The organism is Providencia sp. CIM-Carb-044 (genome assembly GCF_033901115.1).
Lineage (GTDB): Bacteria > Pseudomonadota > Gammaproteobacteria > Enterobacterales > Enterobacteriaceae > Providencia > Providencia hangzhouensis.
In genome coordinates this window covers 506825-524789 of sequence record NZ_JAXADV010000003.1, presented here as the reverse complement: position 1 = coordinate 524789, position 17965 = coordinate 506825, and the positions used below count along the sequence as shown (strand labels likewise).

Here is a 17965-nt window from a genome sequence, read left to right as displayed (position 1 = left end):
TATATATATTCACGTACCATGTTAAATGACAGTGGAATCCATGAGCTATCAGGTACTTGCCCGTAAGTGGCGCCCCCAAAAATTTTCAGACGTTGTTGGCCAACAGCACGTTTTGACTGCACTCGCTAATGGGCTAACGCATCAGCGGCTTCATCACGCCTATCTTTTCTCCGGTACACGTGGTGTAGGAAAAACGACGATTGCTCGCCTATTTGCCAAAGGCCTTAATTGCGAAACAGGGATCACTGCATCACCTTGTGGTAAATGTGCCAACTGCCTTGAAATAGAACAAGGGCGATTTGTTGACTTAATTGAAATTGACGCGGCTTCCCGAACCAAAGTCGAAGATACTCGTGAATTATTAGACAACGTCCAATACGCGCCGGCACGTGGGCGCTTCAAAGTTTATTTAATTGACGAAGTACACATGTTGTCTCGTCATAGTTTCAATGCGTTATTAAAAACCCTTGAAGAACCGCCTGAACATGTGAAGTTTTTGTTGGCGACGACGGACCCGCAAAAACTCCCCGTGACCATTTTGTCTCGCTGTTTGCAATTCCACCTAAAAGCATTAGATGTCACGCAAATCAGTGAACAGCTTGAACTTATTCTGAATGCAGAAAATATTGAACATGACCAACGAGCTCGCCAGCTTATTGCAAGAGCGGCGGATGGCAGTTTACGTGATGCATTAAGCTTAACTGACCAAGCCATTGCGATGGGGCAAGGGAAAGTAACGGCTGATATAGTTAGCCAAATGCTAGGAACCCTTGATGATGAACAGCCATTAGCGATTATTGAAGCGTTAGTACGTGCCGATAGCATGGCGGTAATGGAGCAGGTGGAGCAAGCTGCTAGTCGCGGTGCGGATTGGGAAAACTTGCTGGTGGAAGTTTTGTCGCAATTACACCGTATCGCGATGATCCAACTGCTTCCTGCTGAACAAGAAACAGACCCATCATCGACAGAAGGGCGGTTACGGCAGGTCGCAAGGGTAATTTCTCCTGCAGATCTCCAACTGTTTTACCAAACATTATTAGTTGGAAGAAAAGAACTCCCCTATGCCCCTGAGCGGCGTATGGGGGTTGAAATGGCATTGTTACGTGCATTAGCTTTTCATCCGAAAAATGTGATTGCTGAAATTGAAGCTCCACCAAAAGTTATTACGCAGGCGGCTGTTCAATCGGCATCGCCTGCTGCACCAAATATGGTGCAAAGGGTGCCTCCTGTTCAAGCGCGAGCAGAAAATCTGCCAGACAATAGCCCAACGTTACAGTTATTGAAGGCTAGGCAGGCGCTACAATCTCCACAAAGTGAGGATCCTAGCCCAAAAAAGGCTAAACCGGTGATGCCTGAAAGGGCTAAGCCGGCGGCATCAGCACTGGAAAGGCTGGCCGCCGTGACCAGCAAACATCAACAAAATGTGGTAAATAAAGCGGCTCAGGCAGCAAAACCACAAAAACCAAAGCAGTACCAATGGAAGCCTCAAAATGAAGAGGCGATGGCACCAAAAGAGGCAATAACAACGCCAAGTGAAATCAAAGAGGCGTTGGAATATGAAAAAACGCCTGAATTAGCCGCTAAAATTATTGAGGAAGGGCGAATTCGTGATAGCTGGTCTGGGAAAATTGCAAAATTAAATATTCCCAAGCTGGTTGAACAATTAGCTTTGAATTCATATATAGAAGAATTAAGTGAGTCGCAAATTGTTTTACATTTGCGCTCGGCTCAGAAGCACCTCGATAAACCATCGGCACATAAAGCATTGGAAGAAGCTCTGAGCGAACTATATGGTCGTACTGTTGAACTGAAAATCGTTCATGATGATAATAGCGAGGTGAAAACCCCGCTAGAATGGCGACAGGCGATTTATGAAGAAAAACTGGCACAAGCGCGCCAGTCTATTATTGCGGATAAAACGATTCAAAAACTGCGCTCAATGTTTGATGCGCAATTAGATGAAGAGAGTATTCGCCCCGTTTAACGCTACAGTCTCATTGTTAAGCTGTAGCCTCAGTTGTGAGAGATAACTATGTTTGGTAAAGGTGGATTGGGTAACCTGATGAAACAGGCCCAGCAAATGCAAGATAAAATGCAAAAAGTTCAGGAAGAAATCGCTCAACTAGAAGCTACAGGCGAATCTGGTGCTGGCTTAGTTAAAGTGACGATTAACGGCTCACACAACTGCCGCCGTGTTGAAATTGACCCTAGCTTACTCGAAGACGACAAAGAAATGTTAGAAGACTTGATTGCTGCGGCATTTAATGATGCTGCTCGTCGTATCGAAGAAACGCAGAAAGAAAAAATGGCGAGTGTTTCCAGTGGTATGCAATTACCACCAGGCTTTAAGATGCCATTCTAATGCAAACAAGTCCGCTTCTTGAATCTTTGATGGAAGCTCTGCGCTGTCTCCCAGGGGTTGGCCCCAAGTCAGCGCAGCGAATGGCTTTTCATCTTTTACAGCGTGACCGCAGTGGGGGAATGCGTTTAGCGCAATCGCTCACTCGTGCCATGTCTGAAATAGGTCACTGCCGTGATTGCAGAACATTTACAGAACAAGAGGTCTGTAATATCTGCGATAACCCTCGCCGCCAACAAAATGGTTTGATTTGTATTGTTGAAAGCCCAGCAGATATCTATGCAATAGAACAAACCGGGCAATTTTCCGGGCGTTATTTTGTGCTGATGGGGCATTTGTCACCACTTGATGGTATTGGCCCAATGGATATCGGTCTTGATAGACTAGAAGAGCGTTTGGCATCAGAGACTATCAATGAAGTGATTTTAGCAACCAACCCAACGGTTGAAGGTGAAGCGACAGCAAACTATATTGGGCAAATGTGCGCGCAATATGGGGTGGCTGCGAGCCGAATTGCACACGGGGTGCCTGTGGGGGGGGAGTTGGAAATGGTTGATGGAACCACACTTTCTCACTCGTTGGCGGGGCGCCAACGGCTCTAAAGTCCTCGTCATTCTTTGCGCCGTAGCGTTGTTGTCTTCATGCATCAACCCTAGTCACATACTTGTGTATGCTCCCAGGGATTAATGCATTCGACGCCTAGCTACGGCACAAATTATTTAGAGGATGATGGTGAGGTGCTGTTTTTAAAATTTAAAGGCAAACCCCTCAAAGCAAAACCCTTAATTCAAAAATATCCTTCAAGCAAAAGCATCGTAGTCTTCGGTCATTTCCTTTCATTCATATTAATTTAGCTTCTAATTTGTGGTTAGTGGTTGAATTCTATTTTTTCGCCCCCAATTAATCTGCATCGATAAGTCAAACCTATCCAATTGAATTGATGAAATAGAGGCGATTAATGAGTATGAAAGGACAGGAAACTCGTGGTTTCCAATCAGAAGTTAAACAACTCCTCCAATTAATGATCCACTCTCTTTATTCAAATAAAGAGATTTTCTTACGTGAATTGATCTCCAACGCATCAGATGCGGCGGATAAACTGCGTTTTCGTGCATTATCTAAACCAGAACTGTATGAAAACGATGGTGACCTGCGCGTGCGTATTAGTGCCGATAAAGAAAAAGGTACATTGACCATCAGTGATAACGGTATCGGTATGAGCCGTGAAGAGGTGATTGAAAACCTCGGCACTATCGCGAAGTCAGGCACAAAAGCATTCTTAGAGTCATTAGGTAGTGACCAAGTCAAAGATAGCCAAATGATTGGTCAATTTGGTGTGGGCTTCTATTCTGCATTTATTGTGGCTGATAAAGTGACTGTACGTAGCCGCGCAGCTGGTGCCCCTGCCGATGAAGGTGTGTTCTGGGAATCTGCTGGTGAAGGTGAATACACCATCGCTGATATTGAAAAAGCGGAACGCGGCACTGAAATCACTTTGCATTTGCGCGATGATGAAAAGGAATATCTGGATAACTGGCGCTTACGTTCAGTGATTAGCAAATATTCTGACCATATTGCTTTACCAGTTGAAATCGAAGAAAAAAATGAAGAAGACGGTACGGTAACTTGGGAAAAAATTAACCAAGCGAAAGCATTGTGGACTCGTAGCAAATCTGAAATTTCAGACGAAGAATACGCTGAATTCTATAAACATATTTCCCATGACTACGCAGACCCACTAACATGGTCACATAACCGTGTAGAAGGTAAGCAAGAGTATACGAGCTTGCTGTATGTGCCGTCTAAAGCGCCATTTGACCTATGGAATCGTGACCAACAGCACGGCTTGAAACTCTATGTTCAACGCGTATTTATTATGGATGACGCAGAACAGTTTATGCCTAATTACCTGCGTTTTATTCGTGGTGTGTTGGATTCCAATGATTTACCACTGAACGTGTCTCGTGAAATACTGCAAGACAGCGCATTAACTCGTAGTTTACGCAGCGCATTAACGAAACGTGTTCTGCAAATGCTTGAGAAACTGGCTAAATCTGACACAGAAAAATACCAAACCTTCTGGCAACAATTTGGCTTGGTGATGAAAGAAGGCCCTGCGGAAGATATGGCAAATAGTGAAACTATTGCTAAACTTCTGCGTTTTGCAACAACTCATACCGATAGCAGCGTACAGAATGTTTCTTTAGAAGATTATGTAAGCCGCATGGTTGAAGGCCAAGATAAAATCTATTATATCACTGCAGATAGCTATGCGGCGGCGAAAGGCAGCCCACACCTTGAGCTATTCCGTAAAAAAGGTATTGAAGTCCTACTGTTATCTGACCGTATTGACGAATGGATGATGAACTATCTGTCTGAATTCGACGGTAAACAGTTCCAATCCGTGAGTAAAGCAGACGAGTCATTAGATAAGCTAGCGGATGAAAACAAAGCGGAACAAGAGGAAGCGGATAAGCAATTAGAGCCATTTGTTGAACGCGTTAAATCATTCCTTGGTGAGCGTGTTAAAGAAGTTAAACTCACACATCGCTTAACGGATACGCCTGCCATTGTTACGACAGATGCGGATGAAATGAGTACACAAATGGCAAAACTGTTTGCAGCAGCAGGGCAAGCCGCGCCAGAAGTAAAATATAACTTCGAATTGAACCCAACACATCCATTGGTGAAAAAAGCCGCAGAAGTGTCAGATGAATCTGTGTTTGCTGATTGGGTAGATGTATTGTTGGATCAAGCATTATTAGCAGAACGTGGTACATTGGAAGATCCAAACCTATTTATTCGTAAAATCAATGAATTACTTTTAAAGTAATTTAATTTGATATTTTCGATATTGAGCATAAACCGCGCTTTTGCTTGTGCTTTAGCGTGGTTTTTTTCTTTTGCGAAAAAAGATAAATGCGAAATCGTTTACGTGTGTTCTTGAGTAAAGCCGTATGCTAATGGTATGGTAGCTTGTTTTCTTTTCAAATTATAAAAATCTAAATAGCAAGGGGTTTACGCAATGCGTATCATTCTGCTTGGCGCTCCAGGCGCTGGTAAGGGCACTCAAGCTCAATTTATTATGGAAAAGTTTGGGATCCCTCAAATTTCAACAGGTGACATGTTACGTGCAGCTGTTAAATCAGGGAGCGAACTCGGCTTACAAGCTAAAGAGCTGATGGATAACGGTAAATTAGTTACTGATGAATTAGTTATCGCATTAGTTAAAGAGCGCATCAAACAAGATGACTGCCGCAATGGCTTCTTGTTGGATGGGTTCCCTCGTACAATCCCACAAGCGGACGCGATGAAAGAAGCGGGTATCACGGTTGATAACGTACTGGAATTTGATGTACCAGACGATATCATTGTTGAACGTATCATTGGTCGTCGTGTACATGCGCCATCAGGCCGTGTTTACCACATCAACTTCAACCCACCAAAGGTTGAAGGCAAAGACGATGTAACAGGTGAAGAATTAACCATCCGTAAAGATGACCAAGAAGACACCGTGCGTAAGCGTCTGGTTGAATATCATGCATTAACTGCACCTTTAATTGCGTATTACCAAAATGAAGCTAAACAAGGTAATACCAAGTACTTCAAATTAGACGGTACTCGTAAAGTGGCAGAAGTTAGTGAAGAACTAGCAAAAATTTTAGGTTAATATTTGTACTTGCCATGCTTTGTGTTGCAGTAATCGTAACTGCAATTCGAATTATTTTAAGTATAAGGTATTATATGGAGGCAGCGATGATCGCTGCCTTTGTTTTTTATACCACTTGGTGACAAAAATCGTTAATTAACTGTGCTAAAGTTGGGAATAATTATCAATTAGGAGTTGTTTCATGTCAGAAAAAAAATACGGCATTTTGTTAGCTAACCTAGGAACCCCTGATGCCCCAACGACCTCAGCAGTGAAACGCTATTTAGCCGAATTTCTTAGCGATAAACGCGTTATAGATGTCCCCCGCTTGATTTGGAAGCCGATTTTACATGGGGCGATTTTACCTCTTCGTTCTTCTAAAGTGGCGAAGTTATACCAATCTATTTGGTTAGACGGGGGATCGCCATTATTGGTTTACTCTTTACGTCAAAAACAAAAATTAGCTGAGCTATTACCTAATATTGCCGTAGAGATAGGCATGAGCTATGGTTCGCCTTCAATCAAAAGTGCGGTGGATAGCTTGCTAGACCAAGGTGTGACCGATTTAGTGGTTCTTCCACTGTATCCACAGTATTCTTGCACGACAACGGCTGCGGTTTATGATGCATTAACCAGAGCGTTTGAAAGTAGGCGTACCATTCCAAGCGTGCAATTCATTCGTAGTTATGCGACACACCCTGCTTATATTCAAGCTTTAGTGGCTTCGATAGAAGAAAGCTTTGCTCTGCATGGTGAACCCGATAGGCTTATATTGTCGTTCCACGGTATTCCACAGCGTTATTGTGATACAGGTGATATCTACCAGCAGGAATGTGAAAAAACGGCAGAGGCGCTCCGTGAAGCGTTAAATTACCCAAGTGATAAAGTCATGCTGACCTATCAGTCACGCTTTGGACGTGAGCCTTGGTTGATGCCATATATGGATAAAACGATGCATGAATTACCCTCCCAAGGCGTAAAGTCGGTTCAGGTCATTTGTCCTGGTTTTTCAGTTGATTGCTTAGAAACATTAGAAGAAATTAGCGAGCAAAATAAAGAGTTTTTTATGAGTAGTGGTGGTAACAAATATAATTATATACCGGCATTAAATGATAATCCGAATAGCATTCATATGATTAATTCAATAATTCAAGATGTTCTAAAGTAATCAATTCAGTAAATTAATGCAGAAAAGTTTGCTTATCGATATATCAATAAGCTGATTATAGACTATAATCACTTATCTGAAATTATAAATGATTGAATAAATGTTATGTCTTTTGGAATTAATATGAGCAATAAGCAGCAGCCACCACAAGGTAATATAGAGCAGAAGTCACCTTCTGCTCATCAATTTCAAATACAGCAAAACGATGAAATTGATTTAATGGCCTTGTTTTCCATTTTGTTAAAACATAAATTTTTGATTCTTATATTTACGGTTGTTTGTATTGTGGTGAGTGTTGGTGTTGTAAAACTATTACCTCAAAAATGGAGCAGTACTGCTATTGTCATTCCTCCTGCATCTGAAGAGCTCAAAGAAGTTAACGCATTTAAAGCTCAACTGGATGTATTAGATATTCCTATTGATTTAAGTGCTCAACGTATTTTTAATTCATTTGTTGACCAGTATCGTTCGAAAGTTAATCAAGAAAGTTATATAAGAAGTACTGATTATTACCATAATCTGGCAGAGAAAATTGACCCGAAAGATGATGTTATTGCTCAACAAAGGCTAGTAAATTCAATCATTTCTAATGATATTAAAATTCAAGATCTCTCAAAAGAGAAAAACAGTACTTCAAATGATATTGTTTTGAGCTTTACTGCACCTTTGCCAACGGAAGCCCAAGATTTACTTGAAGGTTATATTCGCTATAGCGCATCGAAAGTAAGGCAACAGTTAAAAGTTGAAATCGACAATATGATTTCAGAGAAACTTATTTATGCCAGTGAGTCACTAAAACGCGAAGTTAGCAAAATTCAAACTGAATACGATGTTAAGGTTGAAAGGCTTAAACGAGCCGTTGATATTGCAAAAGCGGCTGGAATTGAAAAGCCGATAGCCAGCGATTCTGTTGCTATCAATGATGACCCTGATTACCCTATTGCGTTAGGAACTGAAGCTTTAGAGAAAAAATTACTGATTGAAACCCAAAATCGTGATTTGGCATTGATGAGCGAAAATTTACAGAACCGTAAAATTTACCTTGATAATTTACAAGAAGTAACCGCTAAAGAATTAGATTTTACACCCGTTAAGTTTATTTTAACGCCAGACTTACCGTTGCATAAAGATTCACCAAAATCATCGTTAATTGTTGCATTAAGCGCAATACTCGGTTTAATTTTGAGCTGTGCATTTGTGTTAAGTCGGGAGCTTTATCGCGATTATAAATATCAAAATCAATAAAATAACTTCCAAATGACAAACAATGGGGCCAGTGCCTTCTTTGCAGGTGCTGGCTTTATTTTATCGTGCTAGAATAGGGCGATGTTCCATTGTTAATCTTCTAATTATGAAATTCCCCGGTCAACGCAAGTCAAAACACTATTTTCCTGTTAGTCTCAGAGATCCTTTATTACAGCCTTTAAAAGAAACATTGGCGGATGATGAGAATTGTAAGTCCTATATTGTTGGTATCGACCAAACATTAGTCGATATTGAAGCGAAAGTGGATGACGACTTCATTCAGCGCTATCAATTGAGTAAGGGGCATTCGCTGGTTATTGAAGACGATGTCGCCGAAGCTTTGTATAAAGAACTTACAGATAATGCCTTGATTACTCATGAGTTTGCAGGTGGAACGATTGGTAATACGCTGCACAACTATTCGGTTTTAGCCGATGACAGGTCAGTTTTATTGGGCACAATGTGCAATAGCATCCAAATTGGTAGCTATGCGTATCGCTATTTGTGTCACACCTCAAGTCGCATGGATTTGAATTTTCTACAAGGTGTGGATGGCCCTATCGGGCGCTGTTTTACTTTGATCACTGAAAATGGCGAGCGAACGTTTGCTATCAGCCCTGGCCATATGAATCGCTTGCACCCAAATAGCATTCCCGAGGACATTATTGCTGGGGCTTCTGCGTTGGTATTAACGGCTTATTTAGTCCGCTGTAAACCCGGAGAAACCATGCCTGATGCGACTATGCAGGCTATTGCATATGCGAAAAAGCACAATGTCCCCGTCGTGTTAACGCTTGGAACTAAATTTGTTATTGCTCAAGACCCTCAGTTTTGGCGTGATTTTTTAGCGGAGCATATTTCAGTAGTTGCAATGAATGAAGACGAAGCGCAGGAACTGACAGGGCTGAGTGACCCATTACTTGCCTCTAATATGGCATTAGACTGGGTAGATTTAGTTTTATGTACGGCGGGCCCATCAGGCCTGTATATGGCAGGCTACACCGAAGACGCCTATAAACGTACGACGCAACATCCACTATTACCGGGGGCAATTGCAGAATTTAACTTGTACGAGTTTAGCCGAGCAATGCGCCAGCAAGATTGCCAAGTTCCATTACGAATTTTCTCTCATATCGAGCCTTATATGGGGGGACCTGAGAAAATAATGAACACAAATGGGGCGGGAGACGGGGCTTTATCGGCATTACTTCACGATATTACCGCCAATTCTTACCACCGTTCTAATGTGCCTAATTCCAGTAAACATGAGCGCCAATACTTAACGTATTCTTCTTTAGCTCAAGTATGTAAATATGCTAATCGTGTAAGTTATCAAGTATTAACTCAGCATTCGCCTCGTTTGACTCGTGGCTTACCTGAAAAAGAAGATAGCTTAGAAGAGTCTTATTGGGAACGTTAAAGCGAAATAATTCTCATTTTAATTAATGATATCGATTTTAAGGCACTTCAATATAATTGTTATTGAGGTGCCTTTCTTTTTGAACAATTATTTTGATGAGTTGTTGTCACTAAATTTTATTAATTAAGGTAATTATTTACCTTCAAATTATGTATCTATAAATAATGTAATGGTTAATGATGACTAATATAGATAACCATATAGTGAGTACAATATTAATAATTGATGAGAGTTTGAGTTAATTTCAGACTAATAAATAAAAGCCGCATGCTACTTTATGAGTATTCATATTTGGCATACAGCTAATTATCTTTAAATATATAAGTATGATTAATGCTAATTAATGTTGTTTAGCAACAGCGAGTTCACTTTCTTCTTTAACTATTTTGGCTGCTTTTGCATCTTCAGCTTCATAACGCATTGCCTGCGGTACTGAGATTTTAATCGCAATAAATACCGCTAAGAAGCCACCTACCAACTTACCAAGTAAAATAGGTAAAACGAGAGTGGGTTGGAAGTTAGCGGTGAAAGCAAGATGGTCACCGATGGTTGCCTGTGCACAAACACCGAATGCGACACATAATACTTTATCCCTCGCACGCATTTCTTTGAATAAGTGATAAGTAGCAATAATGTTTGCCATAACCATAATAAATCCTAAAGAACCCGTATCGCTCAGCTTTAAACGGTTACTTAATGCACGTACTAAAGGCTTACAGTAGCGTTGGAACAGATAGCAAATTGGGAATGTCCCCGCTAACATAATACCGATATAGCCTGCAATTTCGATGGCGCGGAATAGCTCATTTTGGTCAGCAAATAGTGGGTCGAAGCCCCATGCGCCGAAAACTTTAGTGAATACACCAGTAAAGTGTTCAACAATGGAAAACGCTAAGACTAATTTGACGAATGCATCCATGATTTTACCGAAAATCAGGAAGCCGGTTACCATTAACATCGGGCGATATTTTAGCCCAGCAGCCAATAAGAAACAGAATACAAACAGCGGCATCAAGTATTGCAACATGGTAAAGAAATCTAAGGTTAATTGATGTGCTGCCGGTGAGTTCGTGGAAATAATATCCCTGACAGGAATATTATTGAATGTAATCAACAGAAGCGAAGCGAGTACGCCAAATGGTATTGAGATCAACCCAGCCATTGCACCAAGCGCAAGATACTTATGATCTTTGCGATTTAACATTGTTAACCCTACAGGGATCAGGTAAACAATGGTGGCACCCGAGGTATAACCGATCAGCATTGCCGTGATCCACATATCTCGATTAGTTGTCAAAGCATCAGCTAGCTGGTAACCGCCCATATCAACCGCAATAATCGATAAAGCCGCAATGGAGACGTCTGATCCGACTGAGGAAAAGACGGGGCCAAGAATGTAAGAGATTAACTGTGAGAGCAGCGGCACTGCGGCCATGATCCCCGCTTGAGCAAGAAATACAGGGCCGATAGAAAAGATCCCGTTAACAAACTCTTTCCCAAGTTCACTGGTTGGTTTCACTATGGATGCGACTGCGCCAATGATGGCTCCGCACATGATCAAATAAATAATATAATTTCCGAATTCAGCCATGGTAGGGTTTCCTTTTATTATTTTAGTGTCTTAATTGGCGAGAACGGGCAATGATGTCGCGATATTGTTCCATCACACCTTGCATATTCGTTCCATCAGGATGTGTCACAGTAGCGTTGCGTCTTACCGCCATTTCGTGAGTGATCCCTATGCCTTTGCGAGCCAATAAGGCAGCGCCTAGTGCGGTTACTTCACGGTTTGCTGGTGCTTCAATGTCTTTTTGTAATAAATTAGCTAAAAATTGCTTAAAATATTGATTTGAAGAAAGCCCTCCATCGACTGAGATTGATTGGCCTAGCGGTGAAATTTTTTCCATTGCAAAAATAACTTCAGCGGAGCGTGCTGCTATACCTTCCAAGACAGACTGCATCATGTCTTTTTTGTCAGTATCTAATGAAAGCCCAGCCCAGAGACCTGCGGCACTGCGATCCCAGTATGGGCACCCTAAACCAGATAACGCTGGGACAAAGGCAAGACCACGTTTAATGGCGGATTCAGCCCTGAAATCACCCAGTTCATCGAATGAGTCAAACAAACCGATTTTGCGAGCCCAATTAATGGCAGATGCTGCGTTGTATACGCCACCATCTAAGCCAAAGACAGGGGGTTGGTTGGGAAACTTCCAACAGAGTGTCGGTAATAAACCACTGTTATGAGTTTGTGGAATATCGGTGCCAGTAAGTGCTTGCAAGAACGCGCCTGTACCGAAGGTGATTTTGGCATCGCCTTTTTCACGACAACCATGGCCGAATGTGCCAGCAAATTGGTCAACAATAATGGCGGTGACTGGGGTGAGGTGCCCATCAAGATTTATTGCGCCAAAGTCACCAATATTGTCTTTAATAGGCGGCAAGCAATGGATGGGAACACCAAAAATGTCACATAGCTCTTGGTCCCACTCCAAGGTATGAATATTGAGTAATGAAGTTCGGGACGCTGAGTTATAGTCGGTGACAAATACGCCACATAAGCGGTCGAGGAAGAATGCATCCATCGTACCAATACGTAATTTATTTTTATCCGCTAATGTTTTCGCACCGACGACATTTTCAATAATCCAACCCATTTTGCTGGCGGAAAAATAAGGGTCTAGCGGTAAGCCTGACTTAGACTGTACCAGCGGCTCTAACCCTGCTTCCTTGAGCATTGAGATGGTTTTTTCTGTCCGTAAGTCTTGCCAAACAATAGCATTGTATAAAGGGCGCTTGCTGTCCGCATCCCACGCCACAATACTTTCGCCTTGGTGACAAAGCCCAATAGCATCAACCACTTCACAGCTATGTAAGCATTTAATGATATTGGCCAGTATTTCCTCTGGGTCATGTTCAACCCAACCACTATTCAATGTGATTTGTTTATGAGGAATGCTCATAGGGGAGTGATAATGGCCGCCTTCTTCAAAGACAACGACCCGGGTTCCCGTTGTTCCCTGATCGATAGCCGCATAACGTTGATTGAGCATCACAGTATTCCCAGTGTTATAAATGTTGTAAATAGGTCTGTTTTTTTGCTTACTATCGTTTAATCGGAAATAAAATCCACAAAAAACTCACAGTAAGTTTCACTAATGTGACAAAAATCACAATAAAGTAACAATGTGAGTAATTTTTTGGTTGCTGTTGTGCTTTGTGTTGTTTTAATTATTGTGATTGTGGGAATTATGTGGTTTTATGTGTGCAAGTTTTAAGTTAAGGATCTCAGCCATGGATATTAATAATAAAAAAATTTGGGATGTCATTGTCATCGGCGGTGGTGTCATTGGCTGTGCTGTGACACGTAAATTCACACTGATGGGTGCCAACACGTTGTTACTTGAACGTGGAGGTGACATCCTTTCGGGAGCAAGTAAGGCAAATAGTGCGCTATTACACACAGGTTTTGACGCCACACCAGGGAGTCTAGAACTTGAGTGCATGCAAGAGGGGTATCGTGAATTCATTGAAATCAGAGAAAAAATGAATTTACCTCTTCTTGAAACAGGGGCATTAGTGGTTGCATGGAATGATGAGCAGCTCAGTAAATTGCCCGCGATAGTAGAGCAAGCACACACTAACAATGTATTAGATGTGGCAATTATTGATAAAGAAGAACTCTATCGCAGAGAACCTCATCTAGCACCGGGAGCACTCGCGGCTGTTTCTGTGCCAGGTGAAGCGGTTATTGACCCATGGAGTACACCACTTTCGTATTTAACCCAAGCGGTGAAACATGGGGCTGAATACCGTTTTCATTGTGAGGTAAGCGGTGGAGCACTCAATGATGGAATATGGCGATTAACCACATCAAAAGGTGAGTTTTCTGCCCGTTTAGTCATTAATTGTGCGGGAATTAATGGCGACATTGTTGAATCAATTTGCCACCCATCACCGTTCCAAATAAAGCCACGTAAAGGGCAGTTTCTCGTCTATGATAAAGCCGCAGCGGCGGATATCAATGCAATTATCCTACCTGTACCGACCGCTATCACAAAAGGCGTATTGTTATCAAAAACTATCTTCGGCAACCTTTTGCTTGGTCCAACAGCGGAAGAACAAGATGACCGCTGGAAAGCTGAGGTAAAACAGGAAGTCCTTGAGGACTTAATTGCCCAAGGTTCACGTATGCTACCTTCATTGCATAATTACAGTGTGACCGCAACCTATGCGGGGTTACGTCCTGCTACAGAAGAAAAATATTACCGCATTAATGATTACCCTGAAAAGCAGTGGATATGTGCGGGGGGAATTCGTTCAACAGGCTTAACTTCAGCTTTAGGGGTGGCTAGCTATCTTGGTAAATTGTATCAAGAAAACTTCACACCACTTTTTGAATTGTCACCGCCAGAAGCGCTAATTTGGCCAACCATGCCAATGATTTCTGAATATCACCAACGGGATTACCAATGCAAAAGCAATGGCGGTATTGTTTGCCATTGTGAATTAGTAACTCAGCGGGAGATTGAAGCCGCATTTGATTCGGATATTCCTCCTGAGTGTTTAGGCGCTTTACGCCGCAGAACACGAGTGATGATGGGGCGCTGTAATGGGTTTTATTGTAGTAGTCAGGTGGCTGAAATCATTAATGGTCGCTTTGACCACACACTGGCAGTGGAGGCCGTAAAATGAGTTTAAATTATGATGTGATTATCATTGGCTCTGGCCCTACTGGTGTTGCGGCAGCGCAGGCGTTACGCCGTCGTGGTGTTCAAAATATCGCTATTATTGAACGTGAAGCACAGGCGGGAGGTGTTCCGCGTCACTGCCAGCACCCTACATTTGGCATATTAGCCTTTAAACGGCCGATGAAAGGCAATCAATTTGCAGAAAAAATTGTCAATCAACTGGGAAACACGCCAATTTTCACCCGTAGTACCGTGACTGCGTTACAACCTAATGGAAAATTAACCGTTTCAACGCCAGAAGGCCTTGTTGAAATGCAAGCTAAACGAGTATTGATAGCGACGGGGGTAAGAGAGACACCTCGACACCCGCGCTTAGTTTCAGGTTTGCGCCCTCAAGGGGTATTAACAGCCGGGGCATTACAGCAATTTGTTTATTTAAACGGTAAGAAGCCTTGCCGTAATCCAGTGATTGTAGGCAGTGAATTAGTGAGTTTTTCTGCGCTATGGACACTAAAAAACGCCGGTGTTAAAGCCCAAGCGATGATTGAAAGTGGCGAGCGGATTTTAGCGTTTAAACCCGCGACGTTATTTGCCAAAGTGATGGGAACCCCCATTCATCTAAACAGTAAAATTACTGAAATTGGTGGCTTAGATCGTGTGGAATATGTGGTTGTTGAAACTAACGGTAAAAGCCACAAAATTATGTGTGATTCGGTCATTTTTACGGGGCAATTTGTCGGTGAAAACACGTTAATCCGTAAAAGCCATTTGGAGTTTGATGCGGCGACAGGAAAACCGGTAACAGACCAATATGGGCGTTGTTCAGATGCCAGTTACTATGCTGCTGGTAATATGTTGCATCCAGCCGATATGGGCGACCAATGCTATCAAGAAGGATTGGTGACAGGAGAGCGGATTGCTGACGATTTATTAGCGAATCATCATCAGCAGCAATTAAAAGTGGCCCAATGTATTCCTGTGCAGTATGACCCGAAAATTTGTTTTAGTGTTCCAGCATGTATAGATATTGATGATTTATCGGTGCGACAGATTGATTTTAATATCAAAGTTACACAACCAGTAAGCGGAACCATCCGTGTTATGGCAGGGAATACTCTGTTATATGAAAAACGGCATCGCTGCTTACCAACCCGACGTATTTTACTGAAAAACATTGATTTAACAAAAATACAACGGGGAGCTACTGAAATTAGCATCACTGTTGTATAGTGCTGGAAAGTTAAATGGTTAAGAAGGATTAAACTATGTGTGAGGGACGTTCCTCAAAAGTACGTCATCAAACCATCATTGAGTTACTTTCTACTCAAGGGCAGGTTTACGTACAGGAGCTTGCTAAACATTTTAATGTTGCGCAAGAAACTATCCGTCGTGACCTTAGTAAACTTGAAACACAAAAGTTACTAAAAAAAGTCCATGGTGGAGCCGTAAACATTCAGTCAAAATTTGAACGTAATTTTACGGAAAGAGCCCAAGCCGCGGTTGATGAGAAAAAAGCGATTGCAGCGAAAGCCGCGGAGCTGATTAAACCCGGAGACACATTGTTTATCGATTTTGGCACGACGACCTTTGAATTTAGCCAAAGAATCAAGTTGATTGATAATTTAACGGTTATTACGAATTCGCCTTTATTGGCAAATACGTTACAAGAAAACGTAACTATCGAAACAATTTTGATTGGTGGGCAATTTAACGCCGCACAAAACGCATGCTTAGGTGCTATTGCGCTAAAAAATATTGCTGAGTTTTTTGCAGATTACGCAGTGATTGGGGCAGGGGCGATACATGCATTGCATGGTGTGATGGATCAGCACGTCGATGAAGCCGCAATTGCGCAAAAGATGATGGAAAACAGCGATAAATTAATGGTGTTAGCGGATGGCACAAAGGCTAATAAGCATGCGATTAATTTTGTGACGAGTTGGGACAATATTGATTATTTGGTGACAACCAGCAAAGAATTTAAATTACCTGAAAATAAAAAACATCCTAAAACGAAAATTATTGTTGCGGATGTTGAATAAGCTTTAATTTTTATCATTTAATTATAAACACTCCCTATGAAATATATTTAATTATTTCTCATAGGGTTACTTTACCCAAAATTTGATTAACGCCAATACTAGGAATGATTATGAGCCTCTATTTTATTGCTTGCCCTTATTCAGACCCCGATAGCAGTGTCGTAGAAATGCGCTTTGCTGAATGTACTAAATTTGCAGCAGAACTTGCGCTTAAAGGTATCGCTACTTATAGCCAAATCACGATGACCCATCCAATTAACCAATACTTGGCCTCACAGGGGCAAAAAGTCGCATGGTCTTCTATTGATATGGAATTTCTAAAGCGCTGTGATGGTTTAATTGTGCTGACATTGCCAGGCTGGGAAAAGAGCGGTGGTGTTGCAGCGGAAATTCAGTTTTTTAAAGACCAAGGGTTGCCGGTTTGGACAGGGGATGAGTTCAAAGTACAAATGGCAGAATAACGCTTATTTATAGTTTCTTGATGATCCATGACGTTTTATCGTCATGGATTTTTCATGGAATACAAATTAATAGTACTGGTACTGGTATTTAAACGTCTCAATTAAAGGGGTTGGCTGGCTACTATGTGAATTGGTTACTGTTTCAGTTAAGCAATTACCATATTTATCAGTTTCGAGACATTCAATGGTGGTAGTTATTTCATCAGTATCAATTTTAATTGCCCGTGTTTCTTTCTGAAAAAAGCCATCAGAGTCATAAGTAAATTGGCGAGTATCACGCCCTGAATTGCCATGAATAGCGGCTAACCTACCTTGGTCATCATAGGAATATTGGTAAAACACCTCTGTCCCTTCAAAAAAACCTTTTGTCGAATCTATTTTGTCATTTTTATACTTAGCTGTGACAGTATAGGCTTTGCCTGCTTGGTCTTGAGTTCTGATTTCTGATATTTTGCCTGATGGGTCTTGTTCAAAAGTGAACTTGCTTTCCATATTCTGCACGGGTTGGTCGAATGAAATCAGGTTCACCATTGTATAAACTGGTTTTTTCTGGATTGTTCTTTTCAGTGATGAGAAGAGCTCTCCATTTAAAAACCATTTTGATTCACTTTGATAGCTTTCCAGTTCACCACAAGGTAAAAATATCATTTCAATTGTTTTAGTGTCTAACGATGAGCCTTTAGGAACCGAGCTATAGTTTATAGATTTAATTGTTTTGACAGGGCCATAAACGATTTTTTGTATCATCAAATGCAAGTTGTCACGATGCATATTCCGTTGTTCATCACTACAGTTTTCAGCTGCATAAGCAGATGAAGCGAGCAAGGTTAATAGGGGAAATAAGAACGTTTTTTTCATTCGGTAAGTTCCTAGGTGATTTATATTTACGGAATACTACCTAATAGATGAGCAAAAAGTTTGCGTAAAAAA

General features: G+C 41.6%; 15 protein-coding genes. 12 read left to right on the top strand and 3 right to left on the bottom strand.

Going from position 1 to position 17965, the window contains the following annotated elements:
- The first annotated feature begins 40 nt into the window (after nt 1-40).
- The 8 genes from dnaX (at nt 41) to SJ312_RS08825 (ending at nt 9841) form a co-directional block, all read left to right on the top strand.
- Nucleotides 41-1984, top strand: coding sequence for a DNA polymerase III subunit gamma/tau (dnaX, locus tag SJ312_RS08860; RefSeq protein ID WP_096863266.1), 1944 nt, complete (start codon nt 41-43; stop codon nt 1982-1984).
- Between the two features lie 48 nt (nt 1985-2032).
- Nucleotides 2033-2362 (top strand): YbaB/EbfC family nucleoid-associated protein, encoded by a 330-nt coding sequence (locus SJ312_RS08855; RefSeq protein WP_004260403.1) that lies wholly within the window; start codon nt 2033-2035, stop codon nt 2360-2362.
- Nucleotides 2362-2961, top strand: coding sequence for a recombination mediator RecR (gene recR / locus SJ312_RS08850; RefSeq protein ID WP_004260396.1), 600 nt, complete (start codon nt 2362-2364; stop codon nt 2959-2961). Before SJ312_RS08855 ends, recR begins: the two co-directional genes overlap by 1 nt.
- A gap of 362 nt (nt 2962-3323) precedes the next feature.
- Nucleotides 3324-5192, top strand: a complete 1869-nt coding sequence (gene htpG / locus SJ312_RS08845; protein WP_164456286.1) for a molecular chaperone HtpG — start codon at nt 3324-3326, stop codon at nt 5190-5192.
- A 192-nt stretch (nt 5193-5384) separates the two neighbouring features.
- Nucleotides 5385-6029 (top strand): adenylate kinase, encoded by a 645-nt coding sequence (gene adk / locus SJ312_RS08840; RefSeq protein ID WP_004260386.1) that lies wholly within the window; start codon nt 5385-5387, stop codon nt 6027-6029.
- 181 nt (nt 6030-6210) lie between these two features.
- Nucleotides 6211-7176, top strand: coding sequence for a ferrochelatase (gene hemH / locus SJ312_RS08835; RefSeq protein WP_094960967.1), 966 nt, complete (start codon nt 6211-6213; stop codon nt 7174-7176).
- Between the two features lie 123 nt (nt 7177-7299).
- Nucleotides 7300-8421 (top strand): LPS O-antigen length regulator Wzz(fepE), encoded by a 1122-nt coding sequence (gene wzz(fepE) / locus SJ312_RS08830; RefSeq protein WP_036958286.1) that lies wholly within the window; start codon nt 7300-7302, stop codon nt 8419-8421.
- A gap of 106 nt (nt 8422-8527) precedes the next feature.
- Nucleotides 8528-9841 carry an inosine/guanosine kinase gene (locus SJ312_RS08825; protein ID WP_036958371.1) on the top strand — a complete coding sequence of 438 codons (1314 nt, stop codon included), beginning with the start codon at nt 8528-8530 and terminating at the stop codon, nt 9839-9841.
- A 340-nt stretch (nt 9842-10181) separates the two neighbouring features.
- On the opposite strand, the gene eutH is transcribed toward SJ312_RS08825, so the two are convergent.
- Nucleotides 10182-11432: an ethanolamine utilization protein EutH gene (gene eutH / locus SJ312_RS08820; protein WP_187710491.1), complete on the bottom strand. Its 1251-nt coding sequence runs from the start codon at nt 11430-11432 to the stop codon at nt 10182-10184.
- A gap of 22 nt (nt 11433-11454) precedes the next feature.
- On the bottom strand, nt 11455-12894 hold the full coding sequence (locus SJ312_RS08815; protein WP_004260369.1) for an FGGY family carbohydrate kinase: 1440 nt from the start codon (nt 12892-12894) through the stop codon (nt 11455-11457).
- 241 nt (nt 12895-13135) lie between these two features.
- Here SJ312_RS08815 and SJ312_RS08810 point away from each other — a divergent pair, with 241 nt between their 5' ends.
- From SJ312_RS08810 to SJ312_RS08795, 4 genes are all read left to right on the top strand, one after another.
- Nucleotides 13136-14536, top strand: a complete 1401-nt coding sequence (locus SJ312_RS08810; protein WP_004260367.1) for an NAD(P)/FAD-dependent oxidoreductase — start codon at nt 13136-13138, stop codon at nt 14534-14536.
- Nucleotides 14533-15762, top strand: a complete 1230-nt coding sequence (locus SJ312_RS08805) for an NAD(P)/FAD-dependent oxidoreductase (protein ID WP_153673148.1) — start codon at nt 14533-14535, stop codon at nt 15760-15762. The genes SJ312_RS08810 and SJ312_RS08805 overlap by 4 nt, the downstream gene beginning before the upstream one ends.
- A 35-nt stretch (nt 15763-15797) precedes the next feature.
- Nucleotides 15798-16574: a DeoR/GlpR family DNA-binding transcription regulator gene (locus SJ312_RS08800; RefSeq protein WP_004260363.1), complete on the top strand. Its 777-nt coding sequence runs from the start codon at nt 15798-15800 to the stop codon at nt 16572-16574.
- A 110-nt stretch (nt 16575-16684) separates the two neighbouring features.
- Nucleotides 16685-17035, top strand: coding sequence for a DUF1937 family protein (locus SJ312_RS08795; protein WP_036958284.1), 351 nt, complete (start codon nt 16685-16687; stop codon nt 17033-17035).
- 66 nt (nt 17036-17101) lie between these two features.
- Here SJ312_RS08795 and SJ312_RS08790 read toward each other — a convergent pair whose 3' ends face one another.
- Nucleotides 17102-17893, bottom strand: coding sequence for an RHS repeat domain-containing protein (locus SJ312_RS08790; protein WP_165879179.1), 792 nt, complete (start codon nt 17891-17893; stop codon nt 17102-17104).
- Between the last annotated feature and the right edge of the window lie 72 nt (nt 17894-17965).

Excerpts from the sequence above, each read along its gene's own strand:
- dnaX (WP_096863266.1), top strand. The coding sequence starts at position 41 with ATGAGCTATCAGGTACTTGCCCGTAAGTGGCGCCCCCAAAAATTTTCA.
- SJ312_RS08855 (WP_004260403.1), top strand. The coding sequence starts at position 2,033 with ATGTTTGGTAAAGGTGGATTGGGTAACCTGATGAAACAGGCCCAGCAA.
- recR (WP_004260396.1), top strand. The coding sequence starts at position 2,362 with ATGCAAACAAGTCCGCTTCTTGAATCTTTGATGGAAGCTCTGCGCTGT.
- htpG (WP_164456286.1), top strand. The coding sequence starts at position 3,324 with ATGAAAGGACAGGAAACTCGTGGTTTCCAATCAGAAGTTAAACAACTC.
- adk (WP_004260386.1), top strand. The coding sequence starts at position 5,385 with ATGCGTATCATTCTGCTTGGCGCTCCAGGCGCTGGTAAGGGCACTCAA.
- hemH (WP_094960967.1), top strand. The coding sequence starts at position 6,211 with ATGTCAGAAAAAAAATACGGCATTTTGTTAGCTAACCTAGGAACCCCT.
- SJ312_RS08825 (WP_036958371.1), top strand. The coding sequence starts at position 8,528 with ATGAAATTCCCCGGTCAACGCAAGTCAAAACACTATTTTCCTGTTAGT.
- eutH (WP_187710491.1), bottom strand. The coding sequence starts at position 11,432 with ATGGCTGAATTCGGAAATTATATTATTTATTTGATCATGTGCGGAGCC.
- SJ312_RS08815 (WP_004260369.1), bottom strand. The coding sequence starts at position 12,894 with ATGCTCAATCAACGTTATGCGGCTATCGATCAGGGAACAACGGGAACC.
- SJ312_RS08810 (WP_004260367.1), top strand. The coding sequence starts at position 13,136 with ATGGATATTAATAATAAAAAAATTTGGGATGTCATTGTCATCGGCGGT.
- SJ312_RS08805 (WP_153673148.1), top strand. The coding sequence starts at position 14,533 with ATGAGTTTAAATTATGATGTGATTATCATTGGCTCTGGCCCTACTGGT.
- SJ312_RS08800 (WP_004260363.1), top strand. The coding sequence starts at position 15,798 with ATGTGTGAGGGACGTTCCTCAAAAGTACGTCATCAAACCATCATTGAG.
- SJ312_RS08795 (WP_036958284.1), top strand. The coding sequence starts at position 16,685 with ATGAGCCTCTATTTTATTGCTTGCCCTTATTCAGACCCCGATAGCAGT.
- SJ312_RS08790 (WP_165879179.1), bottom strand. The coding sequence starts at position 17,893 with ATGAAAAAAACGTTCTTATTTCCCCTATTAACCTTGCTCGCTTCATCT.